This is a genomic window from Streptomyces sp. NPDC005485 (assembly GCF_040606085.1).
GTDB lineage: Bacteria > Actinomycetota > Actinomycetes > Streptomycetales > Streptomycetaceae > Streptomyces.
The window spans coordinates 1-21,077 of the sequence record NZ_JBEXDZ010000100.1 but is presented as its reverse complement, the minus strand read 5'-3'; the positions used below and the strand labels follow the sequence as shown (position 1 = coordinate 21,077).

At 71.6% G+C, this 21,077-nt stretch carries 19 protein-coding genes and 2 tRNA genes; 16 read left to right on the top strand and 5 right to left on the bottom strand.

Translation table 11 applies throughout. The features are described from left to right. Positions 1-77 precede the first annotated feature (77 nt). The 7 genes from ABZS97_RS28615 to ABZS97_RS28585 all read left to right on the top strand — a co-directional run bounded on the left by ABZS97_RS28615 (position 78) and on the right by ABZS97_RS28585 (position 7,065). Complete coding sequence (locus ABZS97_RS28615; RefSeq protein WP_356142051.1) at positions 78-1,031, top strand: phosphatase PAP2 family protein; 954 nt, start codon at positions 78-80, stop codon at positions 1,029-1,031. Further along, positions 982-2,250 (top strand): hypothetical protein, encoded by a 1,269-nt coding sequence (locus ABZS97_RS28610; protein ID WP_356142049.1) that lies wholly within the window; start codon positions 982-984, stop codon positions 2,248-2,250. The genes ABZS97_RS28615 and ABZS97_RS28610 overlap by 50 nt, the downstream gene beginning before the upstream one ends. Beyond that, positions 2,241-3,863, top strand: a complete 1,623-nt coding sequence (locus ABZS97_RS28605) for a hypothetical protein (protein WP_356142047.1) — start codon at positions 2,241-2,243, stop codon at positions 3,861-3,863. The genes ABZS97_RS28610 and ABZS97_RS28605 overlap by 10 nt, the downstream gene beginning before the upstream one ends. Further along, positions 3,860-5,212, top strand: a complete 1,353-nt coding sequence (locus ABZS97_RS28600) for an AAA domain-containing protein (RefSeq protein ID WP_356142045.1) — start codon at positions 3,860-3,862, stop codon at positions 5,210-5,212. Before ABZS97_RS28605 ends, ABZS97_RS28600 begins: the two co-directional genes overlap by 4 nt. Before the next feature lie 108 nt (positions 5,213-5,320). Next, positions 5,321-5,704, top strand: coding sequence for a hypothetical protein (locus ABZS97_RS28595; RefSeq protein WP_356142043.1), 384 nt, complete (start codon positions 5,321-5,323; stop codon positions 5,702-5,704). 622 nt (positions 5,705-6,326) lie between these two features. Then, positions 6,327-7,001: a bifunctional DNA primase/polymerase gene (locus ABZS97_RS28590; RefSeq protein ID WP_356142041.1), complete on the top strand. Its 675-nt coding sequence runs from the start codon at positions 6,327-6,329 to the stop codon at positions 6,999-7,001. After that, positions 6,992-7,065, top strand: a tRNA-Lys gene (locus ABZS97_RS28585). The genes ABZS97_RS28590 and ABZS97_RS28585 overlap by 10 nt, the downstream gene beginning before the upstream one ends. An 82-nt stretch (positions 7,066-7,147) precedes the next feature. Here the strand turns inward: ABZS97_RS28585 and ABZS97_RS28580 are convergent. Beyond that, entirely contained in the window at positions 7,148-8,497 is a 1,350-nt protein-coding gene (locus ABZS97_RS28580) for a M6 family metalloprotease domain-containing protein (RefSeq protein WP_356142039.1), read from the bottom strand. A gap of 355 nt (positions 8,498-8,852) precedes the next feature. On the opposite strand from ABZS97_RS28580, the gene ABZS97_RS28575 reads away from it, so the two are divergent. Next, on the top strand, positions 8,853-10,853 hold the full coding sequence (locus ABZS97_RS28575; RefSeq protein ID WP_356142037.1) for an EAL domain-containing protein: 2,001 nt from the start codon (positions 8,853-8,855) through the stop codon (positions 10,851-10,853). Here ABZS97_RS28575 and ABZS97_RS28570 read toward each other — a convergent pair. The 3 genes from ABZS97_RS28570 to ABZS97_RS28560 all read right to left on the bottom strand — a co-directional run bounded on the left by ABZS97_RS28570 (position 10,844) and on the right by ABZS97_RS28560 (position 13,635). Next, on the bottom strand, positions 10,844-11,938 hold the full coding sequence (locus tag ABZS97_RS28570; protein ID WP_356142075.1) for an LLM class flavin-dependent oxidoreductase: 1,095 nt from the start codon (positions 11,936-11,938) through the stop codon (positions 10,844-10,846). The two genes, ABZS97_RS28575 and ABZS97_RS28570, sit on opposite strands and share 10 nt — an antisense overlap. A 180-nt stretch (positions 11,939-12,118) precedes the next feature. Beyond that, entirely contained in the window at positions 12,119-12,850 is a 732-nt protein-coding gene (locus ABZS97_RS28565; protein ID WP_356142035.1) for a decarboxylase, read from the bottom strand. Continuing rightward, the gene (locus tag ABZS97_RS28560; protein ID WP_356142033.1) at positions 12,847-13,635 is read right to left on the bottom strand and encodes an aspartate/glutamate racemase family protein; all 789 of its coding nucleotides are present in this window, start codon (positions 13,633-13,635) and stop codon (positions 12,847-12,849) included. The genes ABZS97_RS28565 and ABZS97_RS28560 overlap by 4 nt, the downstream gene beginning before the upstream one ends. Before the next feature lie 229 nt (positions 13,636-13,864). Between ABZS97_RS28560 and ABZS97_RS28555 the strand changes: the two genes are divergently transcribed. Beyond that, positions 13,865-14,812, top strand: coding sequence for a D-2-hydroxyacid dehydrogenase (locus ABZS97_RS28555; protein WP_356142031.1), 948 nt, complete (start codon positions 13,865-13,867; stop codon positions 14,810-14,812). 53 nt (positions 14,813-14,865) lie between these two features. Then, positions 14,866-16,287 (top strand): amidase, encoded by a 1,422-nt coding sequence (locus tag ABZS97_RS28550; RefSeq protein ID WP_356142029.1) that lies wholly within the window; start codon positions 14,866-14,868, stop codon positions 16,285-16,287. On the opposite strand, the gene ABZS97_RS28545 is transcribed toward ABZS97_RS28550, so the two are convergent. Next, complete coding sequence (locus ABZS97_RS28545; protein ID WP_356142027.1) at positions 16,268-16,762, bottom strand: DUF3830 family protein; 495 nt, start codon at positions 16,760-16,762, stop codon at positions 16,268-16,270. The genes ABZS97_RS28550 and ABZS97_RS28545 overlap by 20 nt on opposite strands. Positions 16,763-16,859: 97 nt before the next feature. Here ABZS97_RS28545 and ehuB point away from each other — a divergent pair, with 97 nt between their 5' ends. The 6 genes from ehuB (at position 16,860) to ABZS97_RS28515 (ending at position 21,041) form a co-directional block, all read left to right on the top strand. After that, complete coding sequence (ehuB, locus tag ABZS97_RS28540) at positions 16,860-17,765, top strand: ectoine/hydroxyectoine ABC transporter substrate-binding protein EhuB (protein WP_356142025.1); 906 nt, start codon at positions 16,860-16,862, stop codon at positions 17,763-17,765. Then, the gene (gene ehuC / locus ABZS97_RS28535) at positions 17,762-18,499 is read left to right on the top strand and encodes an ectoine/hydroxyectoine ABC transporter permease subunit EhuC (protein ID WP_356142022.1); all 738 of its coding nucleotides are present in this window, start codon (positions 17,762-17,764) and stop codon (positions 18,497-18,499) included. The genes ehuB and ehuC overlap by 4 nt, the downstream gene beginning before the upstream one ends. Further along, entirely contained in the window at positions 18,496-19,146 is a 651-nt protein-coding gene (gene ehuD / locus ABZS97_RS28530) for an ectoine/hydroxyectoine ABC transporter permease subunit EhuD (protein ID WP_356142020.1), read from the top strand. Before ehuC ends, ehuD begins: the two co-directional genes overlap by 4 nt. Beyond that, the gene (gene ehuA, locus ABZS97_RS28525) at positions 19,136-19,927 is read left to right on the top strand and encodes an ectoine/hydroxyectoine ABC transporter ATP-binding protein EhuA (RefSeq protein WP_356142018.1); all 792 of its coding nucleotides are present in this window, start codon (positions 19,136-19,138) and stop codon (positions 19,925-19,927) included. The genes ehuD and ehuA overlap by 11 nt, the downstream gene beginning before the upstream one ends. Before the next feature lie 203 nt (positions 19,928-20,130). Beyond that, positions 20,131-20,889, top strand: a complete 759-nt coding sequence (locus tag ABZS97_RS28520) for an IclR family transcriptional regulator C-terminal domain-containing protein (protein WP_356142014.1) — start codon at positions 20,131-20,133, stop codon at positions 20,887-20,889. A gap of 78 nt (positions 20,890-20,967) precedes the next feature. Beyond that, positions 20,968-21,041 (top strand) — tRNA-Lys (locus ABZS97_RS28515). Positions 21,042-21,077 lie beyond the last annotated feature (36 nt).

Sequence of the window (21,077 nt, the reverse complement as noted above, 5' to 3'; positions counted from 1 at the left end):
GGGCATTCTCCTACGCCGTAAAATGACAGCAGCGGGCTCCGGGCCGCCTGACAACAGACAGATGGGGAGGCGATCGGATGCCGCAGACCGATACAGCGCGCACTGAGGCGCCACCGCGTGCCCGGCTCCGGTGGTGGACCGAGCTGCCGCTGATCCTGCTGGTCTACGCCTCGTACTCGGCGGGCCGTCTGCTTGCCCGCGGCAATGAGACGAGCGCCGTCGACCACGGTCTGTCGATCCTGCGCATCGAGAAGGCCCTGTACCTCAACGCCGAGCACCCGCTGAACCGGCTGTTCACCCGCGAGGCCTGGCTCGGCGTACCCGCCGACTTCTGGTACGCGTCGCTGCACTACCTGGTCACGCCCGCGATCCTGATCTGGCTCTTCCGCTCCCGCGCCGTGCGCTACAGAGCTGCCCGCACCTGGCTGATGACCTCCACGTTCATCGGCCTGATCGGCTTCACTCTGCTGCCGACCTGCCCGCCCCGGCTGCTCTCCACGGGGCACGGCTTCGTGGACACGATGGCCCAGTACAGCGACTACGGCTGGTGGGGCGGCGAGGCGAGCGCGCCGCGCGGCATGGGCGGCATGACCAACCAGTACGCGGCGATGCCGAGCCTGCACGTGGGCTGGGCGCTGTGGTGCGGAGTGATGCTGTGGCGCCACGGCCGTACACCCGCCGCCAAGGTCGCGGGTGTCGTGTATCCGCTGTTCACCACGATCGTCGTGATGGGCACGGCCAACCACTACTTCCTCGACGCCGTGGCGGGCGCCGCGGTGATGGGGATCGGTCTGCTGCTGACGCCGTTCGTGATGCGGGGCGCGGACCTCGTACGGGGGCGGCTGGGCGGCTGGTTCACTCCGGTCCCGGACGCCTCGCGCGGCGCAGGTTCCTCAATTGTCAGTGGTGGATGCCAGACTTCCCCGGGTGAGCGATTCCCCCGACAGCGCGAGTCCCGAAGCGGTTCGGGAGCCGAGCCGGGTGCCTCTCCCGCGGACGCGGGGGACGGCGCTGCGGCACCGGCTCGCTGAGCTGCGAGGGCCCTCCGTCCCGCCCAAGGCACTGGACGCGCGGGCCCTCGCCGCGCTCGCCGCGAACCCAGGCTGCGACCGCCGCGCCCTCCTCGACGGCGCGGGCGTGGACAAGACGGTGCTCGCGGGCGCCCTCGGCTCGCCTTCCGGGTTCGGGCAGTCCCAGTTCGCCTTCATGCGGGGCAACGCGTTCGAGGCCAGAGTGAAGGCCGACGGAGGCGCGGAGCTGCTGCGGCTCGTGCACGAACGGCTGGACCCCGGCGCCGAGCCACCCGTCTCCGGAGCCGTCCCCGACCTCACCGCCGTAGGCCCCGAGGGACGTGCGGCCCGTACGGCGCTCGCCCTGCGCGAGGCCACCGCGGTCGGCGGCTGGACCCTGCTCGACCACCCCATGCTCGCCCTGGACGTCGCGGGCTCCCCCGCGTTCCTGGAGCCGGACGCGGTGGTCGTGCACCCCGACGGCAGCTGGACGGTCGTGGAGATCAAGTCCTTCCCGATGCTGGACGGCTCGGCGGACCCGGCCAAGGTGGGCGCGGCCGCCCGCCAGTCCGCGGTGTACGTACTGGCGCTGGAGGAGGTCGCCGGCCGCCTCGGCGCGACGCCGGCGACACCAACCCCGGCATCGGCATCGGCTGAGCCTGAGGCTGAGGCTGAAGCGCCTCAGGGGCGGAGCGCCCAGGGTGGTGCCCCCGTGCCCGTGGTGCGCCACCGCATCCTGCTGGTCTGTCCCAAGGACTTCTCCAACCTGCCGACCGCGTCCGCCGTCGACATCCGCAAGCAGCGCTCGGTGACCCGCCGCCAGCTCGCCCGCCTGACCCGCGTCGAGGACATCGCCGACGCCCTCCCGGCCGGTACGTGCTTCGCCCCCGACCTCCCGGCCGCCGAGCTGACGGCCGCGGTCGAGTCGGTCCCGGCGACGTACGCCCCCGAGTGCCTGGCCGCCTGCGAGCTGGCCTTCCACTGCCGCGAGCGTTCCCGCGCCGACGGCGCGGTGACCTCCCTGGGCCGCTCGCTGCGCGCCGAGCTGGGCGGCCTGACCACGGTCGGGGACGTCCTGGCGGCGGCCCACGGAGAGGCCGGGGACCCCTCCGACCCGGCGGTCGCGGCACTGCGCAGAGCGGCGGAGCTGCGGGCGGAGGCCCTGCGGGACCGTGAGGCCCGCGAGGTTCAGGACGGGCTCCCGGCGCCCATGGGCCAGGAGGTCACCCGGTGTCGCTGATCACCACGCTCGCCCGGCTGGAGGCCGTCGAGAGCGGGCGGGCCCGGCCCGTCGCCACTGTGCGGCACCGGCATCTGTCCGAGCGGCCGCTCGTCCTCGTGCCGCTGACCACCGCCGGAGAGGCCGGGGCCCCGCTCGGGGCGCTCGTCGGGACGGACCGCGACGCGCCCCGGCTGCTGGTCGTCCCGCAGCCCAGGGACCGCGACCTGAGGTTCGCGTTCCTGGCCGAACTCGCTGACGTGGTCCTGCCGTACGTCGACTCCTACGCGGACCGGGTAGAGGCCGCCGAGCGCAGCGAGACCGACCCGGAGACCGGCAAGCGCGTCAAGGTCGAGGTCGAACTGTGCGCGGACGCCCCGCAGTTGATCGTCCCGGGCCGGGCGGGCATCGATCTCGTACGGCTCCTGGGGCGCTCCATGCGCTTCCGGCGCACCGCCGAGCAGGACCCGGAGGCACCCCATCCGGCGCCGCCCCGGGTGCCGCTGCTCGGGCGCTGGCTCACACACTTCGGGGAGCGGGCGCGGGTGCCCGGGTCCGCGCTGCTGCTCGCCCTGACCGACGTCCTGTCCCGGCACTGGGCGACCGGCCAGTCCAGCCTGGAGGACCAGCACCTCGGGGCGCTGCTCGCCTGGATCGACCCGCCCGAGGGCGAGTCGGGCGCGCAGGCGGCGCTCAGGGCGGAGCTGGCGCGGGACGCCCGGGGGCAGCTGGTGTGCCCGCCCGCCGGGCCCGCCACCGACCCGGCCTTCGACAACAAGCTCCTCGCACCCGCCATCGACCGCTACGACCGCGCGCGGACCGCCCTCGCGGCCGCCGAGGACGGCATCGAGGCGGACGACCGCCTCGGTGAACTCACCAGCGCCGAGCGGGACATCCGCGCCCTCGTCGAGAGCGTCACCCGGCCCACCTGGGACGCCGTGTGGCGCGGCCTGGACCTGGTGCGGGCCCTGCCCGAGGGCGCGCACGCGACCGACCGGTGGACCCGCGACCGCTGGTCGTTCACCGGCCACCGCGACCGGATCACCGCCGGGGAGCCGCCGCAGCCGCGCCGCGACGACGCGGTCACCGCGGCGAACAAGCTCGCCACGCGCGAGCGCGAGCAGGCCCGGGTGGAAGCCCAGGAGGCCCTCGACGACCCGCTGGTCATGGCCGGCCGGCGGCTCGCCGGGGAGGCGTTCGCGGGCGAGGTCACGGACGTGGTCATGACGTACAGCGAGGGCAAGCGGCCCAGCCCTCGCCCGCTGGTCACCGTACGCACGGACGACCGCCCGCACCTCGGGGAGCGCGCGAAGGTCCACCGCTCGCTGGGCGGCAAGCCACAGGCCGCCGAGTTCGTCGGATACGAGCAGTACGGCGACCGGGGCGAAGGTGATGACGGGGCGGGTGCCGTCGTGCTGCGCATCGTCGACAAGATGGGCCGCGGCAAGGAACCCGAGGCCGGGTCCGTGCCCGAGAAGGGCGACCTCCTCTGCTTCACGCTCTTCGAGCACGAGCAGCGCGGCGGGGCGAAGCTGCCCGACCCGGAGGAGACACCGTGGACGCACGGCGGGCCGCCGGGCGAGCCCGACGCCGTACCGCAGCCGGACCCGGTGACCGAGGAGGACGTACTGTGACCGGCTCCGCCGTGGGAACCAGCGTCTTCGACCCGGGTGCCGAGGCCGCCCGGGCCACCGACGCGATCCTGCGCGACACCCTGCACGGCACGGCCCGCGGTGTCGTGGTCGACTCGCCGCCCGGCGCCGGGAAGTCGACGCTCGTCGTGCGCGCGGCCCTCGAACTCGCGTCCGCGGGGCGGCCGTTGATGGTGATCGCGCAGACCAACGCCCAGGTCGACGATCTGGTGCTGCGGCTCGCCGAGAAGGATGCCGAGCTGCCGGTGGGCCGGCTGCACAGCAGCGATCCCGACCCGTACGACAAGGCGCTCGACGACCTGCCGAACGTACGCAAGTCGGCCAAGGCGGCCGATCTGGCGGGGCTGGACGTCGTGATCTCGACGGCCGCCAAGTGGGCGCACGTCAAGGGCGTCGAGCCGTGGCGGCACGCGATCGTCGACGAGGCGTACCAGATGCGATCGGACGCACTGCTCGCCGTGGCGGGGCTCTTCGAGCGGGCGCTGTTCGTGGGCGACCCGGGGCAGTTGGACCCGTTCGCGATCGTGGGCGCGGAGCAGTGGGCGGGTCTGTCGTACGACCCGTCGGCGTCCGCCGTGACCACGCTGCTGGCCCACAACCCCGAACTCCCGCAGCACCGGCTGCCGGTGTCCTGGCGGCTGCCCGCCTCGGCCGCGCCGCTGGTCTCGGACGCGTTCTACCCGTACACGCCCTTCCGCAGCGGCACGGGCCACGGCGACCGTCGTCTGGACTTCGCCGTCGCGTCGGACGGTTCGGGAGCCGACCGGGTCATCGACGAGGCGGCGCAGGCGGGTTGGGGCCTGCTGGAGCTCCCGGCCCGGCACACACCTCGTACGGACCCCGAGGCGGTACGGGCCCTCGCGCAGGTCGTACGGCGGCTGCTGGACCGCGGCGGCGCGGCGACGTCGGAGCGGTCGGCCGATCCGGTGCCGCTGACGGCCGACCGGATCGCCGTCGGCACGGCGCACCGGGACCAGGCGGCCGCCGTCCGCTCGGCCCTGACAGAGCTCGGCGTGTCCGGCGTCACCGTCGACACGGCCAACCGGCTCCAGGGCCGGGAGTTCGACGTGACCGTCATCCTCCACCCGCTCTCGGGCCGCCCCGACGCCACCGCCTTCCACCTGGAGACGGGCCGCCTGTGCGTCCTCGCCTCCCGGCACCGGCACGCCTGCATCGTGGTCTGCCGCGAGGGGGTCACGTCCCTCCTGGACGACCACCCGTCCACGGAACCCGTGCAACTGGGCGTCACCGTGAAGTTCCCGGACGGCTGGGAGGCCAACCACGCGGTGCTGTCACATCTGGCGGAACACCGGGTGCCATGGCGCCCGTGACCGCCGCTCCCCCGCCCCATCGGGAGCCGCGGGGCCCACTTGCGCGGGCGGGGGACAATGGACGGTGGCCCGCGGAGAGGGCCTGACTACGTACGAGGAGGAGAAGACATGGCGGAGCCCACGCCGCGTCGGAACGAACCGCGGCTACGCCCCGCGCCCCTGCTCTTCGAGCCCGCGGAGGCGGCCTCCGACCCGGAGCACTTTTTCGACCTGGAGTCGATAGACGACCCTCGCGCCCTGCTGGCCCGGGCCACGGAGCTGACGCAGGCGTTCCGCGCCGCGGCGGACCGGGCCGTCGAGTTCCAGGCGATCGCCGCCGCGCAGCTCGCCGACCCGCGGCGGTTCGACCGGCTGAAGCCGGCCGACATCGCCGAGCGGGCCGAGTGGACCGAGGACTACGCGAAGAAGATGATCGAATTCGGCCGGGACCTGCTGCGAGGCGTCGACGGCAACGGGCGCGGACACGGACACGGGGTGGGCGACCACGTCTGAGGCGCCGACACGCCGGAGATGACGGCACCCGGCACGGAGACCCGCCCGGCGGAACCGCGCGGGATGGCAGCGCACGGGGTGCGGACACGCGAACGCCGACCCAGGGGATGCGCCCGCACGGGAAGCGGGCGCACGGAACACCGACCCACGAAACGCCCGCCCACGGGATGCGCCCGCACAGGACGCGCACGCACGCACGCACGCACGAAAGCCGACCCGCGGGATACGCCCGCACGAGAAGCGGGCGCACGAGAAGCGGGCGCACGGGAAGCGGGCGTACAGGACGCGGGCGCGCAAGATACGCACGCACGGCACCCGCACGCACGAAACGCCGACCCACGGCACGCGCCCGTGCGGGTCACCGACGCACGAACGTCGACCCACGTCGTACGCCCGCACGCCACGCGCACGCGCACGCGCGGGGCACCGCCGGAGGGCCCCGACACCGGAACACGCCCCCGCCGAACGCGGACGGCGAGCCCTCGCGAAGGTGGCACCCGCAGTCTCAGCAAGGCTTTTTGGCATATGCCAGTCGGGCAAGATACTCCTCCCCGCTCCCTCCTGTCCCGGATTCCGGCAACTCTCGGGAACGGGGTGCTCACCACCAGTAAATGTTGGTGGCATGAGCAGCACACGGAACCCGGCAAGCAGCTCCCCCCACGGACCCGGCCGCCCGTTGCCCGACCGGTTCGACGTCTGCGGTGTCACCTCGGAGGGCGCCGCCTGGCTCGCCTCGGCAGGAACGTATCCGCGCAGCACGCTCGCCCTTTGGGAGGACCGACCCGGCGCTCCGGTCGTCCTGCCCTGCGGTACCGCCTTCGACGTCGTCAGCGCCCCCGCGATGTTCGGCCGACGGATGCTCGACCGCCTGTGGGACGAGGGTCCGGGCTCGGGCCCGGTCGCGGCGTACCGGGGCCGGATGCTGCTGTTCGCCGCCTCCGGCACCGCCCAGCGGCTCCCCTCGCTCCTGGAGTGGGAGGAGTGGGGCACCCGCGACACCGGGGGTCACGGCCGCGGCAGCGCGGTCCCGCCGCTGCTCTGCCACGGCACCGGCGACGCCGTGACCGTCCCCGCGCCGAACCCGGGCGACACCGGCCCCGACCTGGGCTCCGCCCGCCTCGACTCCCGCTGGCTCGTCGCCCCCGACACCCGCCACCCCTGGCTCCCCGGCCCCGAAATCCTGCTCTGGGCGGCCGTACGGGCGGCGCGCGCCACCGCCTCCGCCGCCGTGCGGATATCGATTTTTCCTGAGTCCGATCAGGATGCTAAGGTCTACGACGTCAGCAGGCGCCGCTAGCTCAGTTGGTTAGAGCAGCTGACTCTTAATCAGCGGGTCCGGGGTTCGAGTCCCTGGCGGCGCACAGACGGTGAGAAGCCCCTCGCGAGAGCGAGGGGCTTCTTGCGTACCCGGCGCGTGCGGGGTACGGCGCGCCACCGCGGTTCTTACGCAGACGGCGTGATCTCCACCGTCCAGGCCCCCGAAGCCGTCCGGTCCTCCACCTCGACGCGGACGTTCTCGCCCGGCACCGTGAAGCTCTCGCCGAGTGCCACGGGGGCGTCCGCGAGGGGCGGGTAGACCGAGTCCTCCCAGCAGGCCTCGGTGCGCGGGTGGGCGTCCACGACCTCGATGGGGCCACCGCCGGACGCGGCCCCGCCACGGACGCGGTAGACGAGGACGCCCTGTGTGCACGCCGAGTCGTCGTTGCCCGCCGAGCCGCGCGCCTCGAAGGCGAGCGCGCTGTCGGAACCGGTGGGCACGACCGCCAGCTTGGTGCCGCGCCCGGAGCCGAAGGCCGGGGCCCCCGAGCCCAGCGGCGGCGACCCCGCCGCCCGCGGCACACCGGCGGACGCCACCGCGGCCGCGGCCGGCCCCGCGCCGAGCGGCTCCAGAGTCAGCCGTGTACTGCGCGGGCCCCGCACGCACATCACCTGGCGCGGTTCCAGCCAGCCCAGCTTCCACTTGTGCCAGGCGAAGAGGTCGGGGGCGAGCCCGAACTGGCTGCCCATGAGATCCCAGTCGCCGACGTACGTGTCCCAGTCGCCCTTGCCGTCGACGGGCCGGTGATAGAGGTCGGGGAGGTCGAAGACGTGGCCCGTCTCGTGAGCGAGGACGAGACGGTCCGGCGGATGCTTCTCGAAGACCGTGACGACCCGGCGGATGTCCTTGCCGTCGGCCCGCAGCGGGGTGTCGAGATTGACGACCTTCGTCGCGTCCGAGTCGACACCCGGCGCGTCCGGATCGGCGACGAAGTAGACGATGTCGTAGCGCGAGAAGTCGACCTGCCGATCGGACGCGGCGAGCGCGTCGCGCAGGTACGCGGAGCGGCGGGCGGCGTTCCAGTCGCGCTGTATGGCGTACGACGTGGAGGAGTGCGGCATCCGGATCCAGTCACGCTGCGGGTGCGGGCGCAGGGTGAACTTGCCGTAGGAGGCGCGTTCGAAGAAGCGGCTGGTCGACGGGAAGTAATCGGCGGTCAGCTCGGCGGGGGTGGTGCGCGGCTCGGAGTCCGGGAAGGACAGGAAGACCATCACCGCGTCGAGAGCGCGGGTGGGGCGCGGATAGGCGGCGTTCCAGGTGTCGAGGCCCTCCGAGTGGTGGGCCTCGGTCCGCTTCAGCGCGCACGGGGCCGCTCGGGGTTCGGCGAGCGCCGGGCCTGTCACGAGGGAGGTCGCGGCCAGTGCTGTCATCGAGGTGAACACCGCCGCGGTACTGCGCCAGCGGGGCGCCCCGTCACGGGCGAGGGCCCGTAGGGCCTCACGGGTGAGCCCCTTCAGGGGGAGCGGACGCGGCACGTCGACCTCCGGATGCGGATTTCGGGATACCGCACCCAGCCTGGGCGGGATTGTGATACTTCGCCCTGTTTATCTGCACCAGAAGAGTGAGGGGGTACCCGAGGCCGACACCCCGAACACTCACGGAACGTCACATGCGGTCGGCGGGGGAAGGATCCGGTCCAGATCCAGGCAGAAACGATCTGTCAGAAGGGGTGGTTGTTCCGGGACACTGGACAGTGGCTGGAAGGCCCCGAGACCAGCCTCTATGATCGGCACACTTTCCTGCACGGACACGGCTTGTGCGGCCGTCCATCACTGGCCGACCGCCGCAACGAGACCCATACGAAGAACGAGTGCACTGCGGGAGCGAGCGGTGAGCGGAACGTCCGAAGGGCCGGCGCCCGCGGCAGACCTCGTCCGGCCGGCCGTCACAGAGCGTCACATCGATGCATCTCCTTGCGACACACCACCTCGTAGCGACGCACCACCCCGTACGGGTACAACGCCCCGTACGGACGCAACGCCCCTGATGGACCCCACGCCTCTGACGGGTACCTCACCCCTCACGGGCACGTCACCGGGTACGGGCGCAGCACCGCCCACGGATGCGGCGCACCCTGCTGAGGTGCCGCCCCGCACCTTCCGGGCCGCGTTCGCCGCGGCCCCTCTCGCAATGGCGTTCGTCGACCGCGAGGGCCTGGTCGTCACGGCGAACGAGGCGCTGGGCTCACTGCTCGGCACCGGATCCGACGGCCTCACCGGGCGGATCGCCGCCGATCTGGTCGACCTGGCGACGGACGCCCGCACCTGGCACGCGTACCGCGAGGTGCTGCGCGGCCGCCAGGCAAGGCTGCGCTGCACACGCCGCCTCAAGCACCCCGACGGGCACTCGCTCTGGGTGCAGGTGACGATCGCGCCGCTGCCCCCCGAGGAGCAGGGGGTGCTGCTGTCGGTCGCCGACATCAGTGCCCGGCGTGAACTCCAGGCGCGGCTGCGGCACTTGCAGATGCACGATCCGGTGACCCGGCTACCCAACCGGACGCTGTTCTTCGAGCGACTTTCGGCCGCGCTGGAGGCGGAGGCGTACGAGGAGGGCGGCACCGGCCGGATCGGGCTCTGCTATCTGGACCTGGACGGGTTCAAGGCGGTCAACGACACGCTCGGCCATCGCATCGGCGACCGGCTGCTCGCGGCCGTCGCCGAACGCCTGACGCGCTGTGCCGACGAGGCGGGATACGCCAGAGCGGCCACCCCGCTGGTCGCCAGACTCGGCGGGGACGAGTTCGCGCTCCTTGTCGAGGACTCCACCGGCACCGACCAGTTGGCGGACCTCGCGGAGTCCGTCCTCAAGTCCCTGCAGGTCCCCTTCGACCTCTCGGGGCAGCGGCTCTCCCTGTCCGCGTCGATCGGAGTCGTCGAGCGCCGAGCCGCCGGGACCACCGCGACGGGCCTGATGCAGGCCGCGGACACGACGCTGTACTGGGCGAAGGCCGACGGCAAGGGCCGCTGGACCCTCTTCGACCCGGAGCGCAACGCCCACCGCATGACCCGCCAGGCCCTGGCCTCCACACTCCGCGCGGCGATCGACCGCGGTGAATTCACGCTGGAGTACCAGCCGTTGGTGGGCATGGCGGACGGTGGCGTCCGCGGAGTCGAGGCCCTGGTGCGCTGGAACCACCCGCAGTTCGGGATGCTCACGCCGAATCGGTTCATCGGACTGGCCGAGGAGGACGGCTCGATCGTGCAGCTCGGCCGGTGGGTGCTGGCCACCGCCTGCCGGCAGGCGCGCCGCTGGCAGTTGGACCATCCGGACGCCGCGCCGATCTTCGTGAGCGTCAACGTGGCGGTGCGCCAGGTGTGGGACTCCGACCTGGTCGCGGACGTCGCGGAGACCCTCGCGGAGACCGGACTCGCCCCGGGGCTCCTGCAGTTGGAGCTCACCGAGTCGGCCGTGATGGGCTCGGCGGGCCAACCGCTGCAGGCCCTTCAGGCCCTCAGCGACATGGGCGTCGGCATCGCCATCGACGACTTCGGCACCGGCTACTCGAACCTGGCCTACCTCAGCCGCCTTCCGGTGTCGGTCCTGAAGCTGGACGGCTCCTTCGTCCGCGGCTTCCAGTACGAGACCACCGGGAAGCACGACGGTGCGTCCGGCAATCCCAACCCCGCGGACGAGGTCATCGTCGAGGCCCTCATCCAGCTCGCCCACCGTCTGGGCCTGACCGTCACCGCCGAATGCGTGGAGACCGCCTCCCAGGCCACCCGGCTGCGCGGCATCGGCTGCGACACCGGCCAGGGCTGGCTGTACTCGCGACCGGTGGCGCCGGATCGTATCTCCGCACTACTGCAGGCCGAGGCCCCCGGTCAGGCCTGACCGGGCAACCCGTAGGCGTCCGCGATGAGTTCGTAGGAGCGCAGGCGTACGTCGCCGCTGTGGGCGTTGCCCGTGATCATCAACTCGTCGGCTCCGGTGCGCTTTTGCAGGTCGTCGAGGCCCGAGCGGACCTCGTCGGGGGTGCCGTGGATGACATTGGTGTTCCAGGAGTCGACGAACTCCCGCTCCATCGGGCTGAATTCGTACGCCTCCGCCTCCTCCGGGGTGGGGACCAGACCCGGGCGGCCGGTGCGCAGGCGGACCATGTTGAGGGCGGCGGCCAGCACCTGGCGGCGGGCCTCCTTCTCGTCGTCCGTGGCGAGGGCGGAGACGCCGATCAGGGCGTAGGGAGCGGCGAGCACGGCCGAGGGGCGGAAGGACTCGCGGTAGAGGTCCAGCGCCGGGATGGTGTTCTGCGCCGAGAAGTGGTGCGCGAAGGCGAACGGGAGACCGAGCATGCCGGCCAGACGGGCGCTGAAACCGGAGGAGCCGAGGAGCCAGATCGGGGGGCGGTGCGGGGACTGGACGCCACCGGGCGACGTGGACTGGATCGGGCCGGGGACCGCGTGGATGCGGGCGTAGGGGTGGCCGGAGGGGAAGTCGTCGTCCAGGAAGCGGGTCAGTTCCGCGAGCTGCTCGGGGAAGTCGTCCGCGCCTTCGTTGAGGCGTTCCGTGCGGCGGAGGGCCGCGGCCGTGGCGCCGTCCGTGCCGGGGGCCCGGCCGAGGCCGAGGTCCACCCGGCCCGGGGCCATGGCCTCCAGCGTGCCGAACTGTTCCGCGATGACCAGCGGGGCGTGGTTGGGGAGCATGACGCCGCCCGAGCCGAGCCGGATGCGGGTGGTGTGGGCGGCCAGGTGGGCGAGGATCACGGCGGGCGACGAGGACGCCACGCCCGGCATGGAGTGGTGTTCGGCCACCCAGTAGCGGTGGAAGCCGCGGGATTCCGCGAGGCGGGAGATCTTCACGCTGGTGGCGAGGGCGTCGGTCGCGGTGCGGCCTGCGCCCACCGTGACGAGGTCCAGTACGGAGAGGGGTACCGGGGCGGTGCCCTGGGCCGTGCCTCGGATGTCGTCCGTTTCGTCCACTGCCGCCACGGGGGTTCCTCCTGATGGTGTACGTCGCGCTGTCCGCGGCGTACTAACAGGGGACTGTCCCCGGTTATTCCCGGCCTTCTTTCGCCCCCTCCGCCCCCGAACCCCCGCTCCTCGAACGTCGGAGGGGCTGGATACAGCCCGTCCGGCGTTCGAGGACGAGCGCGTCCCCCCTCACACCTGCACGAGCGGCTCCTTCGTGAAGAGTGACCCCAGTTCCGGGGCGTTCACGCGGCGGTCGGTCAGGCGGAGGGCTTCCCAGACCGTCACCTGGTTGGCGGTGAGGACGGGTTTGCCGAGGGTGGATTCGAGGAGGGGGAGGTGGGAGGCGGTGTGGAGGGCGGTGTCGGGGAGGAGGACCACGTCCGCGTCGGGCCGGTCGGCTTCCCGGGCGAGGGCGAGCACCTCGGCCTCGCCCCACGTGCCGACCTCCGCCGCCGTCACGATCCCGGCCCCGCGCACGGCCACCACCTCCGTACCGGCGTCCTTCAGAAACGTGGCGAAGAGCGCGGCCACGTCCTCCGGATAGGTCGCGCCGACCGCGACACGCCGCGCGCCGATCTCCCGTACCGCGTGGGCGAAGGCGAAGGACGTGGAGGAGGCGGGCAGACCCGCCCTGCGGGCGAGCGCGCGGACCTGGTCGTGGGCGCCGTTCCAGCCGTGGACGAAGCTGCCGCTGGTGCACGCCCACACCACTGCCTCGGCGCCGGAGAGCCGCAGTTCCTCGACGCCCGCGGCGAGCCGGTCCTCCGCTCCCATCTCCAGCAGCGCGTCCACGCGGTGGGCGTCCTCGCCGATGTCCGTGTGCACCACGGCCAGCCGGATGTCGCTGCCCAGCAGCTGCTCCATGCGCGGGTAGTCGTCCTCGCCCGAGTGTCCGGGGTAGAGGAATCCGAGTGCGGTCATGCCCAACCTTCCTGTTCTTCCGGCAGTACGGGCCCCTGCCGGGCGGCCCGATCGACGAGCCGCTGATACGGCCCCACGGCTCGGGTACCCAGATGGCGCAAGGCGGCCCACATCGTCACCTGGTTGGCCGAGAGAACCGGGATGCGCAGTTCCGCCTCCAGCTGGGGGATCACGTCGTACGTCGGAAGGTTGGTGCAGCTGATGAAGAGGGCGTCCGCCGGACCGGGGACCTCGGACACCGCCTGGCGTGCCATGTCGACCACATCGCGGTAGGGGACCTTCCAGATGTGCCGGGTCAGGCCCAGCGAGGTGCGGCCGGTGACGGTGACGCCCGCCTCGGCGAGGTACTCCTCCAGGGACTGGGTGACCGAGACCGTGTACGGCGTGACCAGCGCGATCCGGCGGGCGCCCAGCTCGTCCAGCGCTTCGAGCAGCGCCCCGGAGGTGGTGACCGAGGGGACGGCGCCGGCCCGGGTCATGGCCTCGCACATCGCCCGCTCGCCCGCGACCCCGCCGACGAAACTGCCCGAGGTGCACGCGTACGCGACGACCTCGGGCCCGACGGCGGTCAGCGCGCGCACCGCGTCCCCCAGCGTCTCGTGCTCGGAGACCAGCCGGGCCAGGTCGAGACTGACCTCGACGGGCACGAACGGGGTGCGCGTGAGGTGCAGCGACACGTCGTCCGGGGTCCAGCGCCACAGTTCGCGGTCGAGGGCGAAGTCGAAAGGGGCGACGACTCCGACAGCGCGTTGCGCGGCCGGTCCGCCGAGAAAGGAGACGTCCATGTCAGCCACCGGCCTCACGACGGGAAACGGGTGAGCAACGGACCCGATGCGGGCCCGTGTTGACGAAGGTAGGTTCGGGTGCGAGCGTGGTCAATCCGCGCATCTCAGACGGTTCCGACCACCTTCGCGCACGAAGGAGCGCCGCCTTCACCCCCGGAGAACACCCTCCGGTGAACAAGCCCGGAGAACCCAGAAAAGCGGACCCGCATTGCGAAACAGTTTCCCGGACATGTCCGACACGACCCTGCTCGTCCTGGACGCCGAGCCGCCGCCCCGCCTGGGCCGGCTCACCGGGCGAGTAACGATCGAGCACGCCGACGAGTCGACGCTGGCCGCGCGGCTGCCGGGCGCCGACGTGCTGCTCGTGTGGGACTTCGCCTCGCACGCCGTGCGCCGGGCCTGGCCGGGCGAGGGACCGCGGCCGCGCTGGGTGCACACGGCGAGCGCGGGCGTGGACCATCTGATGTGCCCCGAACTGGCGGCGTCCGACACGGTGGTGACCAACGCGCGCGGCATCTTCGACCAGCCGATCGCCGAGTACGTCGCCGCCCTGGTCCTCGCGATGGCCAAGGATCTGCCCAGCACATGGGAGCTGCAGCGCAGCCACGTGTGGCGCCACCGCGAGTCGCAGCGGGTCTCGGGCACGCGCGCCTGCGTGGTGGGCTCGGGGCCGATCGGGCGGGCGATCCAGAAGAACCTGAAGGCCCTGGGGATCACGACCGCCCTGGTCGGGCGCACCCCGCGCACCGGTATCCACGGTCCGGCCGACCTCGACCGGCTGATGGCCCGCGCCGACTGGGTGGTGTCCGCGGCACCGCTCACACCGGACACGTACGGCATGTTCGACGCGCGGCGCTTCGGGATGATGCAGCCCTCGGCGCGCTTCGTCAACGTCGGACGCGGGCAGCTCGTCGTGCAGGACGCACTCGTGGAGGCGCTGTCGAAGCGGTGGATCGCGGGGGCGGCCCTGGATGTCTTCGACCGTGAACCGCTGGGCCCCGAGAGCCCGTTGTGGGACGTGCCGGGGCTGATCGTGTCGCCGCACATGAGCGGGGACACGGTCGGCTGGCGCGATGAACTCGGCACGCAGTTCGTGGAGTTGTACGAGCGCTGGGCGGCGGGCCTGCCGCTGCCGAACGTGGTCGACAAGCAGCGCGGGTACGTACCCGGGCATTGAAGCACGCGCCAGAACACCGAAGTCGCAGCGAACTCCCCATGGCTGGAGGGCGGATGACGGAACTCACCGAGCTCACCGCGGTACAACTGGTCGACGGCTACCGCAAGGGCGAATTCAGCCCCGTGGACGCGACCCGCGCGGCCCTGCGGCGGGCGCAGGAGGTCCAGCCCGCCGTGAACGCCTTCGTGCGGCTGTTCGCGGACGAAGCCCTCGCGGGGGCGGCCGAGTCGGCGGACCGCTGGCGGCGCGGCGAGCCGGCGGGCCTGCTGGACGGGGTCCCCGTCACGGTGAAGGACATCCTGCTGCTGCGCGGCGCCCCGACCCTGCGCGGCTCCGAAACCATTGATCCGAAAGGCAGTTGGGACGAGGACGCCCCGTCCGTGGCCCGGCTGCGCGAGCACGGCGCCGTCTTCCTGGGCAAGACGACGACACCCGAGTTCGGCTGGAAGGGCGTCACGGACTCACCGCGGTCGGGCGTGACCCGCAATCCGTACGACGTCACACGCACGGCGGGCGGCTCCAGCGGTGGCAGCGCCGCGGCGGTGGCACTGGGCGCGGGCCCGCTTTCCCTGGGCACCGACGGCGGCGGCAGTGTGCGCATCCCGGCCGCCTTCTGCGGGATCTTCGCGCTGAAGCCGACGTACGGGAGGGTGCCGCTGTATCCGGCGAGCGCGTTCGGGACCCTCTCGCACGTGGGCCCGATGACGCGGGACGCGGCCGACGCGGCACTGATGCTGGACGTGATCAGCGGGGCCGACGCGCGCGACTGGTCGGGGCTCGGGCCGGTCGGCGGGTCGTTCACGGACGCGCTGGACGGCGGGGTGCGGGGGCTGCGGGTCGCGTACTCGCCCTCGCTCGGCGGGCAGGTCGCGGTTCGCCCGGCCGTCGCGGCGGCGGTGCGGCGGGCGGTGGAGCGGCTCGCGGGGCTCGGCGCGCACGTCACGGAGGTCGACCCCGACTTCACCGATCCGGTCGAGGCGTTCCATGTGCTCTGGTTCAGCGGGGCGGCCCGTGTGACCCAGCGTCTCGGGCCGCACCAGCGGGAGTTGCTCGATCCGGGCCTGCGGGAGATCTGCGGCCTCGGCGCCCGGTTCAGCGCGCTGGACTACCTCGCGGCGGTGGACGTCCGCATGGAGCTGGGGCGGCGGATGGGCCGCTTCCACTCCTCGCACGACCTGCTGGTCACTCCGACGCTGCCACTCACCGCGTTCGAGGCGGGTGCGGAGGTCCCGGCGGGCTCCGGCCACCGGCGCTGGACGGGCTGGACACCGTTCACGTACCCCTTCAACATGACCCAGCAGCCCGCGGCGACCGTGCCGGTCGGGGTGGACGGGGACGGGCTGCCGGTGGGGCTGCAGATCGTGGCCGCCCGGCACCGCGACGACCTCGTGCTGCGCGCGGCGCACGCGCTCTTCGAAGCGGGAGCCGCCGGAACGGGGACGGTCCCTCCCGCGCCTACGCCCGCCGGAAGCTGAGCGTCTCCCCCAGCGCTCCCGACCGCCACAGGTCGTTGCAGGCCTCGGCCATCGCGTCGAGGCCGTCGACCACCTGGCCCCAGACGATCCCCGGCACCCAGCCCACGTCGCCGTTGAGCAGCAGGTTGTTGCGTTCGTAGAAGAGCGCGAGGTCGACGACGGTGGTGCCGGGGCGCACCTCGGCGTCGTAGCCGTACGCCTTCGTCCCCAGCTCGGCACCCGCGAAGGAGAAATAACAGAGATCTCCCGGGATCGGGGTAACTGTCGGATTTTCCAGCGGTGGCTCCGATTTCACGAAAGGCGGGAAAAGGGCGTAGATCTCATTGCGTGCGTACTTCGCGTGGTAGACGTCGCTGCCGAGCGGCAGGGCATTCCAGACCGCGGCGCAGGTGATCGGCGCCCGGTCGTCGAGCAGCTTCGCCGTGCAGTGGATTCCCCGCTTGACCAGCGAGACTTCGATGTAGCGATCAGCCATGCGTTCCATGGTCCCGCGCCGGTCAAGAGCGCCCCCGGTTCAGCCGGGGCTGAAACCGGTCTGCATAACTCGGATGGTCCCGGGTAGCCGCGCGCCCATGGCTCCACCACATGGCAATCGCACAGAGAAACCCGGAACCACCCGCCGGTCGCTGCTCGCGGGGGTGGCGGCGCTCGGCGCGCTGGGGGCGGCCGGCTGCAGCCGGGTGGCCTCGGCGTCCGGCGTGGAGGGCGGTGATCTGCTCGACCGGCTGAAGGCACAGGGTGTCGTACGGCTCGGTATCGCGGGCGAGATCCCCTTCGGGTACATCGACAAGAACGGCGAACTGACCGGTGAGGCGCCGGAACTCGCGAGGGCTGTCTTCAAACGGCTCGGGGTGGACAAGGTCCAGCCCGTGCCGACCGAGTTCGGCTCGCTCATTCCTGGGCTCAATTCACAGCAGTTCGACGTCGTGGCCGCCGGTATGTACGTCAATGCGGACCGCTGCAAGCAGGTCATATTCGCCGATCCGGACTACCAGATGCTGGACGCCTTCATCGTCCGCAAGGGCAACCCGAAGGGCCTGCACAACTACCGCGACGTCGTGGAGAAGAAGGCGAAGTTCGCCACCGGGACGGGATACGCGGAAATCCAGTACGCGGTCGATGCCGGGTACAAGGAGAGCGACATCCTGATCGTCCCGGACCAGGTGGCCGGGCTGAACGCCGTGGAGGCCGGACGCGTCGACGTCTTCGCCGGTACGGCGCTGACCACCCGTGCGGTCGTCAAGAAGTCCTCCAAGACCGAGTCGACCGCGGCCTTCGCGCCGCTCGTCGACGGGAAGAAGCACGTCGACGGGGGCGCGTTCGCGTTCCGGCCGACCGAGACGACGCTGCGGGACGCCTTCAACGTGGAGCTGCGGAAGCTGAAGAAGAGCGGCGAGCTGTTCCGCATTCTCCGGCCCTTCGGCTTCACCAAGGCGGAGATGACCGATCTGACCGCGAAGGAGCTGTGCGGCGGATGACCTCGGGACTCTGGGAACTCGTACTGAAGGGGATCTGGGTCACCGTCCAGCTGCTGATCTTCAGCGCGCTGCTGGCCGGTGCCGTCTCCTTCGCGGTGGGGATCGCGCGCACCTCGCGGCTGTGGATCGTCCGCTTCCTCGCGGGCTTCTACACCGAGGTGTTCCGCGGCACCTCCGCGCTGATCATGATCTTCTGGGTGTACTTCGTGCTGCCCCCGGCCTTCGGCTGGCAGCTCGTCCCGATGTGGGCGGGGACCCTCGCACTCGGCCTCACCTACGGGGCGTACGGCTCCGAAGTGGTGCGCGGCGCGCTGAACGCCGTCGACCCCGCCCAGCGCGAGGGCGGTATCGCGCTCAGCTTCACGCCCTGGCAGCGGATGCGGCTGGTCCTGTTGCCGCAGGCGGTGCCGGAGATGATCCCCTCCTTCTCGAACCTGCTGATCGAGCTGCTCAAGGGCACCGCCCTGGTCTCCGTCATGGGCATGGGCGATCTGGCGTTCAGCGCCAACCTGGTGCGGCTCGCGTTGCAGCAGAGCGCGGAGATCTACACGTACGTCCTGCTGATCTACTTCGTGATCGCCTTCCTGCTCACCCGGGTCATGCGCGGTCTGGAGAAACGGCTGAAGGCCGGGGTCGGCAAGCAGCCGGAGGGCGACCGGTCCAAGCTCGCGCTGCGCCGTGAGATGGCGGACGCCTCCGCCGGCGGCGGCACCGGAGTAGGAGGTGTCCGATGAAGTGGGACTGGAGCGCGGTCGGCGATTTCATGCCGCACTTCTGGGACGGACTGCTGGTCACCCTGCAGGCGCTGGCCCTCGGCTCGGTGATTTCCTTCGCCCTCGGGCTGGTGTGGGCGCTGCTGATGCGGGTGCCCACGCGCTGGGTGCGCTGGCCGGTCGGGGTGGTCACGGAGTTCATCCGGAACACGCCCCTGCTGGTGCAGCTGTTCTTCCTCTTCTACGTGCTGCCCGAGTGGAACTTCACGTTCTCCGCGCTGACCACCGGGGTCGTCGCGATCGGGCTGCACTACTCGACGTACACGATGCAGGTCTACCGGGCCGGTATCGAGGGCGTGCCCGCCGGCCAGTGGGAAGCGGCCACGGCGCTCAACCTGCCGCTGCGGCGCACCTGGACGGCGGTGATCCTCCCGCAGGCGATCCGCCGGGTGGTGCCCGCGCTCGGCAACTACGTCATCTCGATGCTCAAGGACACGCCCCTGCTCATGGTGATCACCGTCCTGGACATGCTCGGCGAGGCACGGCTGTACTCGCAGCAGCACTTCCAGTTCACGGAACCGCTCACCGTCATCGGCGTGGCCTTCATCCTCATCGCCTATCCGGCTTCCCTCCTCATGCGAGCCCTGGAGCGACGTCTTGTCCGCTGACACCAATCCCGTGAAGGACCTTGCCAACCCGAAGGTGGACGGCAGCGAGCTGATCCGCTTCGACAAGGTCACCAAGCGCTTCGGGGGCAACACCGTCCTCGACGGGCTCGACTTCTCCGTCGAGTCCGGTAAGCACGTCACCCTGATCGGCCCCTCCGGCTCCGGGAAGACGACGATCCTGCGGCTGCTGATGACGCTGGCCAAGCCCGAGGAGGGAACGATCACGGTCGCCGGGGACCAGCTCTTCCCCGCCCCGGAGAAGCAGATCCGGGAGGTCCGCAAGAAGATCGGGATGGTCTTCCAGCAGTTCAACCTGTTCCCGAACATGAAGGTGCTGCGCAACATCACCGAGGCGCCGGTCACCGTCCTCGGCCTGTCCAAGGACGAGGCCGAGCAGCGGGCCCGCGAGCTGCTCGACCTCGTGGGGCTCGCGGACAAGTGCGATGCCTATCCGACCCAGCTGTCCGGCGGGCAGCAGCAGCGGGTCGCGATAGCGCGGGCGCTGGCGATGCGGCCGCAGGTGCTGCTCCTGGACGAGGTGACGTCGGCACTCGACCCGGAGCTGGTCGCGGGCGTCCTCGACGTACTCCGTGACATCGCCCGCACCACCGACATCACCATGCTCTGCGTGACGCACGAGATGGGCTTCGCCCGGGACATCTCGGACCAGGTCCTGATGTTCGACGCCGGCCATGTCATCGAATCCGGTCCGCCGGAGAAGATCTTCGGCGAACCGGAGCACGACCGGACCCGTGAGTTCCTGAGCGCGGTGCTGACCTGACGACAGCGCGATGACGGCCCGAAGCACTGGGTCATGACGCTGGCATATGCCATGGTGGCGCGTTCCTGCTGAGAGAGCCGGAACGCGCCATCTTTCTCGCCAACAACCCCTCACAGCAACCGTCTTGGCGGTTATCGTGGACGAAGCCCAGCTGTCCGGCTGCATGTATCTGTAAAGCCCGGCCACATAGCGCAGGGGGAACCGTGGCGCTCAAGCACGAGCCGACCGCGCCCTACCACTCGGCCCAGGATGCCCTGCGCGTCCTGGAAACGGTGGCGCGGCACTCAACCGGCATCACCGACATCGAGCTCGCCCGCCACACCGGCCTCGGCACGGAGCGGCTGACCACGCTCCTGCGGATGCTGCGGCGAGAGGGTTACGTCGAGCAGATCACCGACGGTGCGTACGTCAGCGGCACCGCACTCAAGCGACTGACCTCGACGCACGGCCGCGACCAGGCCCTGCGCGACAAACTCCAGCAGACCATCGACCGGCTGCGCGACTCGGTCGGCGCCGCCATCTACCTCAGCCGCTACATCGACGGCGAGGTGCACATCACCCAGTGCGCCACCGGACCCGCGACCCCGGCCGTCCACGAATGGGTCGACTTCCGCTCCGCCGCCCACGCCAGCGCGCTCGGCAAGAGCCTGCTCGGCCAGCTCGACCTCAACGCCCGCCGCGATCACCTCTCCCGGCACAAGATGGCCCGCCTCACCTCGCGCACCATCACCAACGAGCGCCAGCTCCTGTCCCGGCTCGACGCCCAGCCGCCCACCGTGCCGGTGCTCGATCTCCAGGAGTACGCGATCGGCACGGTCTGCGCGGCCGTCCCGATCACAGCCGGCTCCGCCGTCGGCTGCCTCGCCCTGTCCCTGCCGGTGGAACACGCCCACCGCCTGCGCCGAGCGGCGGACACCCTGAACCGGGAGGCCGCGCCGGTACTGCTGTCGCTGGCGATCTAGAACCTGGTCCGGAGCACCCCTCCGGACCAGGTAGTATTTCCTTTGTCGCCGACCGCGAAAGCGGAAGGCGAGAGTCATGCGCCGCTAGCTCAGTTGGTTAGAGCAGCTGACTCTTAATCAGCGGGTCCGGGGTTCGAGTCCCTGGCGGCGCTTTCTGCGAACATGCCTCGCTATCGCTAGCGTGCGCC